Origin of the sequence: Gordonia pseudamarae, from assembly GCF_025273675.1 — a bacterium.
Classification (GTDB): domain Bacteria; phylum Actinomycetota; class Actinomycetes; order Mycobacteriales; family Mycobacteriaceae; genus Gordonia; species Gordonia pseudamarae.
In genome coordinates this window covers 4,061,615-4,076,868 of record NZ_CP045809.1, presented here as the reverse complement: position 1 = coordinate 4,076,868, position 15,254 = coordinate 4,061,615, and the positions used below count along the sequence as shown (strand labels likewise).

The 15,254-nt window shown below is 67.0% G+C and carries 9 protein-coding genes; 8 read left to right on the top strand and 1 reads right to left on the bottom strand.

Features of this window, described 5'->3' with window-relative positions; all coding sequences use genetic code 11:
- Window positions 1-60: 60 nt before the first annotated feature.
- From GII31_RS17720 to GII31_RS17710, 3 genes are all read left to right on the top strand, one after another.
- On the top strand, window positions 61-408 hold the full coding sequence (locus tag GII31_RS17720; protein ID WP_213244686.1) for a molybdopterin oxidoreductase: 348 nt from the start codon (window positions 61-63) through the stop codon (window positions 406-408).
- Window positions 409-539: 131 nt separating this feature from the next.
- A complete protein-coding gene (nirB, locus tag GII31_RS17715; RefSeq protein WP_246222345.1) occupies window positions 540-3,113 on the top strand; it encodes a nitrite reductase large subunit NirB in 2,574 nt (857 codons plus the stop codon).
- Window positions 3,110-3,445, top strand: a complete 336-nt coding sequence (locus GII31_RS17710; RefSeq protein WP_260840081.1) for a Rieske (2Fe-2S) protein — start codon at window positions 3,110-3,112, stop codon at window positions 3,443-3,445. The genes nirB and GII31_RS17710 overlap by 4 nt, the downstream gene beginning before the upstream one ends.
- A gap of 367 nt (window positions 3,446-3,812) precedes the next feature.
- Here GII31_RS17710 and GII31_RS17705 read toward each other — a convergent pair whose 3' ends face one another.
- The gene (locus GII31_RS17705; protein ID WP_260840080.1) at window positions 3,813-8,510 is read right to left on the bottom strand and encodes a molybdopterin-dependent oxidoreductase; all 4,698 of its coding nucleotides are present in this window, start codon (window positions 8,508-8,510) and stop codon (window positions 3,813-3,815) included.
- A 172-nt stretch (window positions 8,511-8,682) separates the two neighbouring features.
- On the opposite strand from GII31_RS17705, the gene GII31_RS17700 reads away from it, so the two are divergent.
- The 5 genes from GII31_RS17700 (at window position 8,683) to GII31_RS17680 (ending at window position 15,197) form a co-directional block, all read left to right on the top strand.
- On the top strand, window positions 8,683-9,369 hold the full coding sequence (locus GII31_RS17700) for a response regulator transcription factor (protein ID WP_213244683.1): 687 nt from the start codon (window positions 8,683-8,685) through the stop codon (window positions 9,367-9,369).
- 184 nt (window positions 9,370-9,553) lie between these two features.
- Window positions 9,554-11,005 carry a sensor histidine kinase gene (locus GII31_RS17695; protein ID WP_213250645.1) on the top strand — a complete coding sequence of 484 codons (1,452 nt, stop codon included), beginning with the start codon at window positions 9,554-9,556 and terminating at the stop codon, window positions 11,003-11,005.
- A gap of 284 nt (window positions 11,006-11,289) precedes the next feature.
- A complete protein-coding gene (locus tag GII31_RS17690) occupies window positions 11,290-12,957 on the top strand; it encodes a trypsin-like peptidase domain-containing protein (protein ID WP_213244682.1) in 1,668 nt (555 codons plus the stop codon).
- 198 nt (window positions 12,958-13,155) lie between these two features.
- Complete coding sequence (locus GII31_RS17685) at window positions 13,156-13,743, top strand: MogA/MoaB family molybdenum cofactor biosynthesis protein (RefSeq protein WP_260840079.1); 588 nt, start codon at window positions 13,156-13,158, stop codon at window positions 13,741-13,743.
- Window positions 13,744-14,537: 794 nt separating this feature from the next.
- Complete coding sequence (locus GII31_RS17680; protein WP_260840078.1) at window positions 14,538-15,197, top strand: MspA family porin; 660 nt, start codon at window positions 14,538-14,540, stop codon at window positions 15,195-15,197.
- Window positions 15,198-15,254: the final 57 nt, after the last annotated feature.

The window sequence follows — 15,254 nt, the reverse complement described above, 5'->3', positions numbered from 1 at the left end:
ACAACGCGGCCGTAACATCGCGGCAAGTCGCATTTGACCGGACCGACGGATAGTTGCGACATGTCCAGTACACCGCACTTCCTGCAGGGCGTCTTCGACTTCACCGGAAAAGGCCTGGCCGAGCCGGTGCCGATCGACGCGGCGTGCAGATTTGTGGTGCCCACCGGACTGACCGCGCAGCCGCTGTACTTCCGGGGCGGCAACGCTTCGCCCGAACTCATCGTGGTGACACTACTGCGCGACGGAAAACCGATGCGGCTGTTCCCGGTCGGGGCGCAGGACTCGGTGAACGTACCGCTGCGGGTGGTGGAGGACATTGACTCCGACGCCACCCTGGAACTGCTTCTGGCCGCACCCGACGGTGTCGCCGGCCAGGTGGTCATCGACTTCGGCATGGTGGTGTTCTGATGACCGGGGCGAGCGCAGCGACGGGGGATATCGGGGCGAGCGCAGCGACGGGGGATATCGGGGCGAGCGCAGCGACGGGGGATATCGAGGCGGGGGATACCGGCCCGCGGCTGTTGGTGGTGGGCAACGGCATGGCCGGCGCCCGGACGGTGGAGGAGATACTCGCGCGACGGGGCGAGCGCAGCGACGGGGGATATCGGGGCGAGCGCAGCGACGGGGGATATCGGGGCGAGCGCAGCGACGGGGGGTATCGGGGTTCCCGAGGCGGCGTCGCACGCGAATTCGACATCACGATGATCGGTGACGAACCGTACGGAAACTACAACCGCATCATGCTCTCGCACGTCCTGTCCGGTGAGGCCGACGTCGAGGACGACGATCTGATGCTCAACCCCATGGCCTGGTACCGGGAGAATGGCATCGCGCTGCATGTGGGGGACAGTGCGGAGTCGATCGACAGGTTCGCCAAGACGGTCACCTGCGCGAGCGGACGGGTCATCGGCTTCGACACGCTGATCATCGCGACCGGCTCCAACACCTTCTTTCCCAATATGGACGGTCTGCGCGAGTCCGATGGCCGGTTGGCGCGCGGGGTTTTCGGGTTCCGCACGATCGCCGACACCAACGGCATGCTGCAGATGGCGCAGGCCCGCGACGATGTGCGCGCGGTGGTGATCGGCGGGGGTCTGCTGGGGCTGGAGGCGGCGTACGGGCTGACCACGCAGGGTGTGGCGGTGGACGTGGTCCATTCGCCGGGACACCTGATGAATCAGCAGCTCGACGAGCGCGGCGGGAAAGTGCTGCGCAACAAGATCGAATCCCTGGGCGTGGGTGTGCATACCGGCAAACGCACGACCGCCGTCCTGAGGGGGGACGACGGTTCCGTGTGCGGTGTGGGTTTCGCCGATGGTTCCACGATCGCCGCCGACATGATCGTGGTGGCGGCCGGCATCCGCCCGAACATCGAACTCGCGCGGCGGGCGGGGCTGGTCACCGAACGCGGCATCGTCGTCGACGATCAGATGCGTTGCGAGGACGAGGGTTCGATCTTCGCGGTCGGTGAGTGCGCGCAGCACCGCAACGAGGTGTACGGGCTGGTGGCGCCGCTGTGGGAGCAGGCGGTGGTGCTCGCCGATGTGGTGACCGGCGCCGATCCCGATGCGGCATACCACGGTTCGCGTACCACCACCAAGCTGAAGGTGGCCGGGGTGGATGTGGCCGCGATGGGGGTGAAGGGCCCGGAACATCCCGACGACGAGTTTGTGCAGTTCTACGAACCGAAGAAGGGCATCTACAAGAGCGTCGTGGTGCGCGACAACAAGCTGATCGGCGCGATGCTGCTCGGCGACGTGTCCAAGGTGGGATTCCTCAGCCAGGCCTTCGACGACAAGGTGCCGCTGCCCGAGGAACGCATCTCGATGCTGTTCGACATGGGAACCCCCAGTGCCGCAACCGGTGCCGCCGAACTGTCCGACGACGCGGTGGTGTGTAACTGCAATGGTGTCAGCAAGGGCGACATCGTCGCGTGTGTGGGCTCGGGCTGCACCAGTGTGGCGCAGGTGTGTGCCAAGACCCGCGCCGGCAAGGGGTGTGGCTCGTGCAAGGGGATGGTCGCCGACATCGTGGCCCTCGCCGCGGGCGGGGATCTGACCGTCGACGCCTCCGCCGACTGGTACGTGCCGTCCATTCCGATGACCAAACCCCAATTGATCGAAGTGATCCGGGAGCGGGAGCTGCGGTCGGTGAGTGAGGTCATCGCCGAACTCGCCCCCGACGGTGAGGACGCGGCGGCGAAGATGCCGCTCGCATCGCTGCTGCGGGTGATCTGGGGCGCGGAGTGGAAACGGGAGGAGGGTGCCCTGTTCATCAATGACCGTGTACACGCCAACATTCAGCGAGACGGGACGTTCTCGGTGGTTCCGCAGATGCGGGGCGGGGTCACCTCGCCCGAACAGTTGCGCAAGATCGCCGACGTCGCCGAGAAGTACGAGATCCCGATGATCAAGGCGACCGGCGGGCAGCGGCTGGACCTGCTCGGGGTGCGCAAGGAGGATCTGCCCAAAGTGTGGGCCGATCTGGGGATGCCGTCGGGCTACGCCTACGGCAAGAGCTTCCGAACGGTGAAAACATGTGTGGGAACCGACTACTGCCGGTTCGGTCTCGGTGATTCGACCGCGCTCGGTATCGCGCTGGAAAACCGGTATCAAGGATTGGAGTCGCCCGCGAAGCTGAAGCTGGCGGTGACCGGCTGCCCGCGAAACTGCGCCGAGTCGCTGTGCAAGGACTTCGGCGTGGTCGCCATCGGCGAGGGCAAGTGGGAGATCTACGTGGGCGGGGCGGCCGGTGCCCACATCCGCAAGGGTGACGTGCTGGCCACCGTCGATTCGGCCGACGAGGTGATCCGGTTGTGCGGCTTGTTCATCCAGTACTACCGGGAGCAGGCCAAATGGCTCGAACGCACGTATGCGTGGGTGCCCCGGGTGGGTATCGAGGAATTGCGCGCGATCCTCGTCGACGACCGGGACGGGCTGGTCGAGGGCCTGCAGCGACGCATCGATGAGGCCGTCGCCGGTTACGTCGATCCATGGCTTGACCGGGCCGAACCGAAGTCGCCCGTCCAGTTCACGCCCGCCCTGCCGCTGCTGCCGCTTCCCGCGGTCCCGGCGCGCGGTGCGGCACCGTCCCCGTCGGTGGTGGCCTCATGAGTGTCGACACAACGTCGGGTACCGCGGTGGTGCTCGGACCGATGTCCGATGTCCAACTGGGGGAGGGCCGGGCGTACGCGGTCGGTGACCGGCAGATCGCCGTGTTCCGGCTCTCCGACGGCACTCTGCGCGCCACCGACGCGGCCTGCCCGCATAAGGGCGGCCCACTCGCCGACGGCCAGTCCGATCTGGGTGTCGTCGTGTGCCCGTTGCACCAGTACGCTTTCCGCTTCTCCGACGGCGGCTGCACCACCGCCGGGATCGGTGCGGTCCACACCTACCGGATCTCCGACGAGGCCGGGAACATCGTCGTCGTCATCGACCCGGACTGAGTTCCCGGCCGGGGTGTTCGGGATTCCCAAGTCGGTGCCAAGCCGGTTCCAAGGGCCCGGACGCATCCTTTCGGCATGTACTACGAACTGTTGTCCTCGCCGGCGTTCCAGATTGCGCACCGCGTCGTCGTGATCGCATCGAGCTGTGGCCTCATGGTTTTGGCCGCCTATCATCCCGCGCTGTTGCCGTGATCTGGGCGGGGTGGTCACCGGGGGTTTCGAGGCTCCTCGCCTGGCGGCTCGTCGCACCTCAACCGGCGCCTGGCGGCTCGTCGCGCCTCAACCGGCGGTTGGGGGCTCGTCGCTCCTCGGCCGGCGGATGGGGTTTCGGTCGCGGCTCAGGTGGCGGTGGGGCGTGAGGTGCCGGTCAGTAGACGTCGCGGACGTAGCGCTTCTCGGCGGCAAGGGCCTTGACGTAGGCCTCGGCGCTCTTGGGGGAGAGTTTGCCGTGCTGGGCGACGATGCCCTTGAGGGTACGGTCGACGTCCTTGGCCATGCGGGAGGCGTCGCCGCAGACGTATACGTGGGCGCCGTCGTGGAGCCAGCGGTATAGCTCGGCGCCCTGCTCCCGCATGCGGTCCTGGACGTAGATCTTGCGGTCCTGGTCGCGGGAGAAGGCGACGTCGAGCCGGGTGAGCAGGCCGTCGGACAGCATCGAGGTGAGTTCGTCGCGGTAGTAGAAGTCGGTGGCCGAGTACTGTTCTCCGAAGAACAGCCAATTGTGGCCTTCGTGGCCGAGGGCCTGCCGTTCGTGGAGGAATCCACGGAACGGGGCGATGCCGGTGCCGGGGCCGATCATGATCATCGGTGCGTCCGGGTCGGCGGGCGGTCCGAAATTCGCTGCGTGGGTGACGAACACGCCGATGTCCTGGTCGTCGTCGGCGTGGTCGGCGAGGAACGTCGAGCACACACCGCCCCGGGGTACCCCGAACCGGTTATAGCGCACGGTCGACACCGTCAACTGCACCTCGTCGGGCTTTTCCCGGGGACTCGACGAGATCGAATACTGGCGCGGTGTCAACGATTTGAACACCTCCACCCACTCCTCGGCCGAAGCGGTGACCGGGTACTCGGCCAGCACGTCCACCGGTTGCCGTCCCCACGCCCACTCGCCCAGTGCCTGCTTGTTGCCCGGCGTGGCCAGGTTGTGCAAGTCGTCGGAACCGTTGCGCTCGGCCACGAACCGTACGAAATCCGCCGATATCTTGGCGAATTCGAGGCGTTCGCGCAGCGCCCGGCGGAATGTCATGTCGTCGCCCCACACATTGACCCGGGTGTTCTCGTCCAGTCCGGTGACGGCGAGCCATTCGTCGATCAGCGGGTGACTGTTGAGTGGCCACACCCCGAGTGCGTCACCCGCGGTGTACGGCAGGATGTCGGAGGGCAGGTGGAAGGCGAGGTTGCGGACATCTTTCGCCGACCCGTCGGCGTTGAGCCGGTGATTGCGGGTCAGAGTGGTGACGAACGGCTTCTTCCGGGAGAAGGTGCCGGTCCTGATCGACGGTGCGGCCGACGAATCGGCGGGTTCGCTGACCACCACCACCCGGTCGTCGGGCGTGCCGGTCGAACTGTCGGGCGCCTGACGGTGACTCATCGCTGTGACGATCTTGTCGAGCCACCCGCCCGCGGTGTCTTCGTAGTCGGGTTCGCAATCGGCCCGGTCGGCGATGCGGGTGCCGCCGAGTGCACCGATCCGTTCGTCGAGTTTGCGGCCGTGGCCGCAGAAGTCGTCGTAGCTGGAGTCGCCGAATGCCAGCACCGAGAAGTTGACTCCCGACAGGTCGGGCGCGGAATCGGCGGACAAGGCGTCCCAGAACGAACTGCCGTTGTCCGGCGGGTCACCGTCGCCGGTGGTCGAGGACAGGAACAGGGTGGTGCCGGTGAGGTCGTTGATGTCGAGTTCGTCCATCGCGCGGGCAACCACCTCGCGGCCTGACTCCTTGAGCCGGGCGATGCACTGTTCGGCGAATTCCTCGGCGGTGCCGGTCTGTGAGGCCCAGGTGACGGTGACCTTCTCGGCGGGGGATTCGGCGGTGTCCGCGGTGGGGGTGCTGCTCAGGGCGGTGAGAACGGTGTCGAGCCAGGCCCGTGCGGTGTCGCCGTAGTCGGGTTCGCAACTGGCCCGGTCGGCGATGCGGGTGCCGCCGAGTGCACCGATCCGTTCGTCGAGGTTGCGGGCGTGGCCGCAGAAGTCGTCGTAGTTGGAGTCGCCGAAACCCAGCACGGCGTAGTTCACGCCGGCCAGGCTCGGCGCCGAGTCGGCGGACAGCGCATCCCAGAAGGAGCTGCCGTTGTCCGGCGGGTCGCCGTCGCCGGTGGTGGCCGTGAGTACCAGCACTGTGCCGGTGAGGGCTGTGACATCGACGTCGTCCATCGCGGACGAGATCACCTCGCGTCCCGAATCCTTCAGTCGCGCAACACACTCACCGACAAACTCTTCGGTGTTTCCCGTTTGCGAGGCCCAGATGACGGTGACGGTCTGTACCGCCGCCTCGGCGGTGGTCTCGGCGTCGATGATGACTTCGCCCGGTGCGGCCGCCGTGATACCGGCGGAACCGGCGGGCAGTGCAGCGGCCGCGCCGACGATGTGGCTGCGGGCGAACATTCCTGACAGCAGACCCGCCACCCAGTTGCGGATCTCGGGACGCAGCGGGGCGTCCGGCGGAATCGTGGGAACACCCGCCGGATTCGCCTGCAGGCCGGCGACGAGTCCGGCGAGATAGATGCGCTCGGCATCGTTGGGTTCGGGTGCGGCGATCCCGGTGACCCCGAGCGACTGGGCGAGGAGGGTGAGCAATTCTGGTCTCCATTTCTCGGTTGTCTCCGCACCCGCCGTTGTCTCCGCCGCTGTCGGCTCCGCATCCGGCTTGGCGGAGACGGCGGGGATCTTCACCTTGGTGAGGGTGACCGCGCACACCTTGAACTCGGGTTGCTGGGAGGCCGGGTCGATGGCGTCGGAGGTGACGGCGTTGATGGCGAGGTGCTCGCCGAACGAGTCGTTCCAGTGGAAGGGCGCGAAACAGTTGCCCGGTCGCACCCGGTCGGACACGGACGCGGGCAGCACCGCCCGGCCCCGGCGGGAGGCCACCTCCACCGGATCGCCCTCGCTGATGCCGAAACGTCCGGCGTCATCGGGATGGATTTCGATGAACGGCCCCGGATTGAGCTTGGTGAGTTTGGCGACGCGGCCCGTCTTGGTCATGGTGTGCCACTGGTGCGCCAGCCGGCCGGTGTTGAGCAGGATCGGATAGTCGTCGTCCGGCATTTCGAACGGATCCATGTGCGGCCGGGCGAAGAACTGGGCCCGGCGGTTCGGGGTGGCGAACGCGAGCCGCGGAATGCTGCCGTCCGGTGCGGTGAACAGGCTTTGGCTGATGCCGTCGTTGAGGTACCGGATGGGGTTGCGGGCACCGTCGGCGGTGGGGTCGGGCCGTTCTTCCGACGGCGGTGGGCACGGCCACTGCATCGGGGTCTTGCGCAGCCGGTCGTAGGTGACCCCGCGAATGTCGTAACCTGTTCGCGGATTATGGAATTGCTTGATCTCCTCGAAGATCTCCTCGGCGTCGGCGTAGGTGAACGCGTCGGCGTAACCCATCTCGCAGGCGACGCGGGCGATGATCTGCCAGTCGGGGATGGCCTGACCGGGTGCACGCAGCGCAGGCTCGAACAGCGTCAGGTTGCGTTCGGAATTGATGAACACGCCTGTCGATTCACTCCACAGGGAGGCGGGCAGCACGACATCGGCGTAGGCGCTGGTCTCCATGTCGACGAACGTCTCCTGCACGATCACCAGCTCGGCACGTTCGAGTCCCTCGATGACGGTTTTCCGGTTGGCGACGGACGCAACGGGATTGGTGCAGATGATCCAGCATGCCTTGATGTCGCCCGCGGCCATCTTGGCGTACATGTCGATGGTGCCGCCGCCGAGCCGGGTGTGCAGGGTGCCTTCCGGTACACCCCAGATGTTTTCGCAGAAGGCGCGGTCGTCGTCGGACAGGACGGCCCGCTGACCGGGCAATCCCGGTCCCATGTAACCCATTTCGCGGCCGCCCATCGCATTGGGCTGGCCGGTGAGGGAGAACGGTCCGCTGCCCGTGCGGCACAGGGCCCCGGTGGCCATGTGCAGGTTGAGCAGCGCGTTGGTGTTCCAGGTGCCGTGCGTGGACTGGTTCAGACCCATTGTCCAGCAGGACATCCAGTTCTCGGCGGTGCCGATGAGCTCGGCGGCCCGCCGTAGGTCGTCGGCGTCGATCCCGCAGGTCTGCGCGACCACATCCGGCGGATACTGGGCGGCGAATTCGGGCATCTGCTCGAAACCGTCGGTGAAGTCGGCGATGAATTCGGGGTCGGTGTGCCCGTTCTCGATGATCAGGTGCAGCAGACCGTTCAGCAGGGCGAGGTCGGTGCCGCCCTTGACCTGCAGAAACAGGTCCGCCTTCTCGGCGGTGGTGTTGCGCCGTGGATCGACCACGATCAGCTTGGCCCCCGCTTTGACCCGATCCATCATGCGCAGGAACAGGATCGGGTGGCAGTCGGCCATGTTGGCGCCGATGACGAAGAACACGTCGGCGTGGTCGAAGTCCTGATACGAACCGGGCGGGGCGTCGGAGCCGAACGTCTGTTTGTAGCCGGTGCCCGCGCTGGCCATGCACAGCCGCGAGTTGGACTCGATCTGATTGGTGCCGATGAACCCTTTGGTGAGCTTATTGGACAGGTACTGCGCTTCCAGCGACATCTGCCCCGACACGTACAGCGCGACGGCGTCGGGTCCGTGTTCGTCGATGATGGCGCGCAGGCGCCGGGCGGTGTGGGTGATGGCGATGTCGACGTCGATGGCGGTGGGTTCGTCTCCGCGTGTGGGCCGCACCTGGGCTGTGGTCAGGCGTCCACCCGCGTTCAGCATGTCGGCGGTCGTGGAGCCTTTGGTGCACAGCCGCCCGAAGTTGGTGGGGTGATTCTTGCGGCCGGCCGATTTGGTGACCTTCGCGTCACCGTCGACGGTGAAGTCCACGCCGCAGCCGACACCGCAATAGGCGCACAGCGAGGACACGGTCGTGGTGGTCACGCGCTCCAGGGTCGCCACGTCATGTTTCCCGTCGGCGCTGTGTCGGTTACGCGACCGTCAACCAGATCTCACAGCCCTGATCGCGATTGTGATGGATGCGGTACCGGTGGGCGTCACCAGCGAATGTGCGTGTCTCAGCCCGTTCACAGTCGTGGTCATTAAGACTGTATGTATGCGAATTCTGGTGGTCGACGATGATCGTGCGGTACGCGAGTCGTTGCGACGGTCACTGACGTTCAACGGGTACACCGTCGACACGGCCGGCGACGGTCTGGAGGCGTTGGAGAAGATCCTCGCCGACCGGCCCGACCTGGCGATTCTCGATGTGATGATGCCGCGGTTGGACGGGCTGGAGGTGTGCCGACGGCTGCGTTCGGCCGGCGACGACCTGCCGATCCTGGTGCTCACCGCCCGCGACACCGTGTCCGAGCGGGTGTCGGGGCTCGACGCCGGCGCCGACGACTACCTGCCCAAGCCGTTCGCGCTCGAAGAACTGCTGGCCCGGCTGCGGGCTTTGCTGCGCCGGTCGTCGGCCGTCGGTGAGGAGGAGTCGGAGGCGATGACGTTCTCCGATCTCACCCTGGACCCGGTGACGCGGGATGTGACGCGCGGGGAGCGCTCCATCAGCCTGACCCGCACCGAGTTCGCGCTGCTGGAGATGCTGATGGCCAATCCACGCCGGGTGCTCTCACGCAGCCGCATCCTCGAGGAGGTGTGGGGCTATGACTTCCCGACGTCGGGCAACGCGCTGGAGGTGTACGTGGGCTACCTGCGCCGCAAGACCGAGGCCGACGGTGAGCCGCGGCTGATCCACACCGTGCGCGGCGTCGGATACGTCCTGCGCGAGACCCCACCGTGATCACAACCTCCCCGTCGGTTGAGGTGCCAGCGTGCGCAACGTCCCTGTCGGTTGAGGTGCGAGCTTGCGAGCCTCGAAACCCGGTGAGCAGACGTTGTCGTCTCAGCCTCACGGGGTTCCGAGGCTCCTCGCCCGGCCACTCCGCGCACCTCAAGCAGCGATGGGACGAGGGAGCTGATTCATGATGCAGTTGCGGGCGCAGAGCGCCCGGCCCCGGGAGATGCGTGCGCCGACACCGCTGACGAGGTCGGTGTCGTTGCGCAGCCGCGTCACCGTGCTGTCGGCGACGGTGGTGCTCGTGTCGGTGAGCCTGATGGCGGCGGCGGCCTATTTCACGGTGCACCGGGCGATGTACGCGGACATCGACAAGCAGTTGGAGTCGCGGGCCGACGGTCTGACGGCGATGGCGAGCGTGTCGCTACTGCAGCGGCAACCGGAGGCGTTGCTGCAGGGCACGGTGTTCTCCACGAGCATCTCGGTGATGATGGTGTCGGTCGGCGGGCTGGCGTTGCAGATCGGTGATGTGCCGGTCGGTGCCCGTGAGCGGGCCATCATGGACACCCCGGAGTCGGCGCGGTCGGTGCAGAGCGTGCGCACGGTCGAGGGCAAACGGGTGCTGGCCCGCAAACTGCCCAACGGCAGCACGGTGATCCTGGCGGAGAGTCTGCTGCACACCGATCGGGTGCTCAAACGGCTGGCCTGGGTACTGCTGGTGGTGGGCGGCGGTGGTGTGGCCTTTGCCGCTCTTGCCGGTACCGCGGTGGCGCGGGCCGGGTTGCGGCCGGTGGCCAGGCTCACCAGCGCCACCGAACGGGTGGCCAAGACGCAGGACCTCACGCCGATCCCGGTGACCGGCAAGGATGAGCTGGCGCGGTTGACGGAGAGTTTCAACACGATGCTGGCGGCGCTCGCCGAATCTCGCGACAGGCAGTCGCGACTGGTTGCCGACGCCGGACACGAATTAAAGACGCCGCTGACCTCGTTGCGCACCAACCTGGAGTTGCTGATGGCGGCGAGTGCGCCCGGAGCTCCGGTGATGGACGCCTCGGACATGATCGAGCTGCGTTCGGATGTGCTGGCGCAGATCGAGGAATTGTCGACGCTGGTGGGCGATCTGGTGGATCTGGCGCGTGAGGACGCCCAGCACGTGATCCTCGAGGAACTCGACCTGGTGGAGATCACCGAGCGGGCGCTGGAGCGGGCGCGTAGGCGCCGTACGGACGTCGAGTTCACCACGACGCTGGTGCCGTGGTTCGTGTTCGGTGAGGAGCACGGGTTGAGCCGGGCCATTCTCAACATCCTCGACAACGCCGCCAAGTGGAGTCCGCGCGGTCATGCGGTGGAGGTGACCCTCGACCAGGTGGGTCCGACGACGGTCGAGCTGACGGTGGCCGATTCGGGTCCGGGTATTCCGGCCGAGGATCGGGAACTGGTGTTCGAGCGGTTCTACCGGTCGGCGGAGGCCCGGTCGATGCCGGGGTCGGGGCTGGGTCTGGCGATTGTGCGGCAGGTGGTGTTGCGGCACGGCGGCACGATCTCGGCCGAGCAGTCCGATGCGGGCGGGGCACTGATCAGGATGACGTTGCCCGGTCATCCCGTGGCGATGGAACCAACCCCGCGCGTCGTTCGTCAGTAGGATCAGGTGCGGCCGGCGCAACGGCCGTCGGGGTGGCTCGGTCCGTCCGGCTGCGAACGGACGGCCGGCGATGTGCCGGGTCGCCGGTGCCGGAAAGTGCCGGGAAGTTCATAGCCGTGCCCCAGGTTGACGTCAGTACCGCAAAAGACTGTGGCGGTACACATAGAGTCGATACCAACAACAATTGAATCAGCCGGTCCGCACAGGCCCGGTGAACCCACAAGTCGGCACGGCCGCCGGGGCACCAAGCCCGGTGCGCTCGTGGAGCGGATGAGGAGAACGAGATGACCGGTGGCGGCTCGCAGGGCGGCTTTCCCGGATACGGCGACCACGGCGCGGCCGGCGGTGGCAGCGGTGACGGTTCGGGCTCCCGCGGTCCCGCAGACCCGGATTCGGCCACCACCCGGATCGGCCGTGACGGCGCGACGACGCCGGAATCGGCCGGGTTCGGGGAACAGCCGACGAAGGCGGTGCCCAATCCTTTTGCCGGGCAGTACGGCACGGGTTCGATCCCGGCACAGTCGCAGTGGGCTGATCCTGCTGCGGGACAACAGTCTTCGGATTCGCCGTCCCCGGGGCAGCAGGGTCCGGGCGGCGGTGAGCAGTCGCCGTATGGCAGTTCATTCCCGCCCGCCGGCTATTCGCCCTACGGCGCGACCCAGCAGGTGACCGGCCAGCCGGTTTCGGGCCAGCCGGGTTCTGGCCAGTACGGCTACGGTCCACAGCCGTTCGGTGCGCAGAGCTACGGGAACCAGGGGTTCGCGGCAGCAGGTCCGGGATCAGGGCCGTCCTCGCCGTTCGATACTGAGCCCGAGGCCGGGCAGCCGCCCAAGAAGAAGGGCGGGCGCAAAGCGCTGGCGGCCGCGGGGGTGGTGACCCTCGCGCTGGTTGCCGGTGGTGTCGGCGGGGTCGTGGGCGCCAACATCGGTGACGACGACGCGACGTCCGTGACATCGGCCACCGGCTCCGGACCGCTCGGCGGCGACCCGAACAGTCAGGCCACCCAGCAGGTCGACGCACCGAAGGGGTCGGTCCAGGACGTGGCGTCCCGGGTGCTGCCGTCGGTCGTGTCGATCGATGTGGTGGTGGGCAACCAGCAGGGTGAGGGTTCGGGTGTGGTGCTCTCGGCCGACGGTGTGATCATGACCAACAACCACGTGGTCAGCCTCACCGGCACGCCCGCCGACGCCGTGCAGGTCAATTTCTCCGACGGCACGTCGGCGCGCGCCAAGGTGCTGGGCACCGACTCGATCTCCGATATCGCCGTCCTCAAGGCCGACAAGACCGGCTTGACGCCCATCTCGGTGGGTACCTCCAAGAATCTGGCCGTCGGCCAGGACGTGATCGCGATCGGCGCGCCGCTGGGTCTTGCGGGCACCGTCACCACCGGCATCATCTCGGCGCTCAACCGCCCGGTGTCCACCTCGCGTGAGTCGGGCACCACGTCGGTGATCGACGCCATCCAGACCGACGCCGCGATCAACCCCGGTAACTCCGGCGGTGCGCTGGTGAACGCGCGGGGTGCGCTCATCGGCATCAATACGGCGATCGCAACGCTCGGCGGCAGTTCGAGCTCGGAGGCGGGCAGCGGCAGCATCGGACTCGGTTTCGCCATCCCGATCGATCAGGCCTACCGGGTGGCCAAGCAGTTGCAGGAGACGGGCAGCGCCACGCACGCCGGGCTCGGCGTGTCGGTGCGGCAGACCGCGGGTGTCATCGGGCAGACGGGTGCGCTGCTCAGCGATGTACAGGCGGGCGGTCCGGCCGGCAAAGCGGGTATCCCGAAGGGCGCAGTGGTGACCAAGTTCGGTGACCGGCTGATCGCCTCGGGTGATGCCCTGGTGGCGGCGGTACGTTCGCATGAACCGGGCGAGCAGGTGCAGGTCACCTACGAGGTGGGCGGCCAGACCAAGACGGCGACGGTGACGCTCGAGGATCTGAAGGTCGGCTGACCCGGCCCCGGCCTGAGGCGTTCGACCCTGAGGTGTTCGACCCCGAGGAAGTCAACCCTGGGGAAGTCAACCCTGAGGAGTTCGAAAGAGTCCGGCCGTTCCGCTGGTGTGTGGTCGGCCGGACTGGTCAGATTGTTAGGGCGACGTATGCCGGTGGCCGCCGGGGACCCGAGCGCGTCGCACGGCGAGGAGGCAGCAATGAACAACCTGGGTTCCACGATCGATCCCGAGGACGTGGTGGCGGCCGACGCCGCCGCCCGCGAGTTTGTGCAGCGCCACCGTGACGACGACCCGGTGGTCACACCCGTCGACGAGATCGGCCGGGCTCTGGTGGTGGTGGTCGACGACCGCGCCGCGCATGGCGAACGGCCGAGCCCGCTGGGCCCGCTGGTGCGGGAATTGCTGGCGGAGGCGGGTTTTCACGTCGATGCGACGGTCAGCGTGCCGGGCGACGAGATCGAGATCCGCAACGCGGTGAACACCGCCGTGATCGGCGGTGTCGATCTGGTGGTGTCGGTGGGCGGTGTGGGCGTGGGTGCCCGCGATGTGACGCCCGAGGCCACCGGGCCGCTGCTGGATCGCCGGTTGCGTGGTATCGAGGAGGCGATCCGTAGTTCGGGTCTGGCGGCCGGCGCCACCGACGGTGGATTGTCGCGCGGGCTGGCCGGATTGTCGGGGCAGACGCTGGTGGTGAACATAGCCAGTTCGCGGGCGGCCGTGCGCGATGGCATGGCCACCGTCGCACCGCTGGCGAAGTATGTCATCGAGGCGATCAGTGAGTTCTGAATTCGGGAATTCCACGCTCGGGAGTTCCGGGTCCGGTGATCGCGGCCGGACCGGATCCGGCCCGGGAGATCTCGGCCCGGGGCGTCGCGAATCGGGAGATTCCGAGCCCACGCGCGCTGATTCCGGGGTGTCCGCATCCGGCGCGGACGCACCCGATCTATCCGATCGGGCAGGTGCTGACCTGCCCGAATCGGCCGCAGCTGATCGCCGACCATCCTCCGACGGCCGCGAGGCGGACTGGCGCCGCCGCCGCCGGCTCGATGCGATCTTCGGCTCGGGAGAGGGGCGATCACCGTCCGCAGAATGTGATGAAGATCACATTTCATTCACGGGTGAGTGGTACGCCTCCAATCGGCCACCGCATCACGCGTAGTGGCGGTACCGGGCAACATGCCGAGTGCTGCGTGTTTTCCTTCTGTTAACAGACGCGCATATTTCCATTCCCCACAGTGCATATGTTTCTGCACGGAGGCGGACGTCTCATTCTGAGGACAATTTGTGACAGGCCTGAGTGCATCTGTTGCCGCAGCTGAGACAACTCCGATACCGTTCGCGGTGATGTAACCGGCGCCCACCCTTCCGGGTGCCGGGGAGATCCTGCGGTCTACGTCTGAGTAGGACCCCTTCTCATCGGAGGCCGTGGTGGCCATGGCAGGAGTTGCAATGTTCGCGATGACGACCCGCACAGGCGGGGGTCGGACCACTCGCGGTCGCGCACATTGACCACGCCGGTGGCCGGGGGTGTGGGCGTAGTCCACGTCTTTAGAAGCCGAACATCCTCTGAGAGGGAACGAATGAGCAAGTTCAGCAAGCTTGGGCTGCGTCGTGCCGCTGGTGCGACAGCTCTGGCCGCCGTTGCGGCACTGGGCCTGGGAAGCACCATCGGAACGGGTGCGGCTGACGCAAAGCCGCTGCGCGATGGGTTCAAGTCCGTCAGCGGAATCGATGGCGAGAAGGCCAGTCTGTGGCGTCAGCACGAGTCGCAGTTCTCGGTCAAGCGCGTCGCCTACAACGGCCTCGGCCGCACCGCCCTGCTGTCGGGCGTGTACACGACCAAGCTCAGCAAGGATGTCAACGGTAACCTGCAGACCTACGTCCTGGCTGGCTGCCAGGTCGATGTGAGTGGCATCAGTGCGTCGAGTGCTGCCAGCCTCCTCATCAAGGCGGAGCCGTCGGTCAGCCTGACCGGTGGCCTCAGTGCACCGCTGCGGCCGGGCGAGGTCACCGCTTACACGGTCACCGACAAGGACATCGCCGCGGGCAAGGCCGGCGCGATCCAGCTGTCCAACTTCGAGATCGAATTCCCGAACTGCGGCGGCTACGCCTCGGCCCGTTCGGTGGTCAAGGTCATCGCCGCCAAGGGCTTCGAGATCAACGGCGATGACGACGTCGTGACCGGTGAGGGCACCCTCCTGCAGTCCACCCTGTACGGCCAGCCCTTCTTTGTGAGCTGACGTTCAGCAGATAACCAGAAGACCACTGAGATTTATCTGCCGAAGCGCAGATCTTCA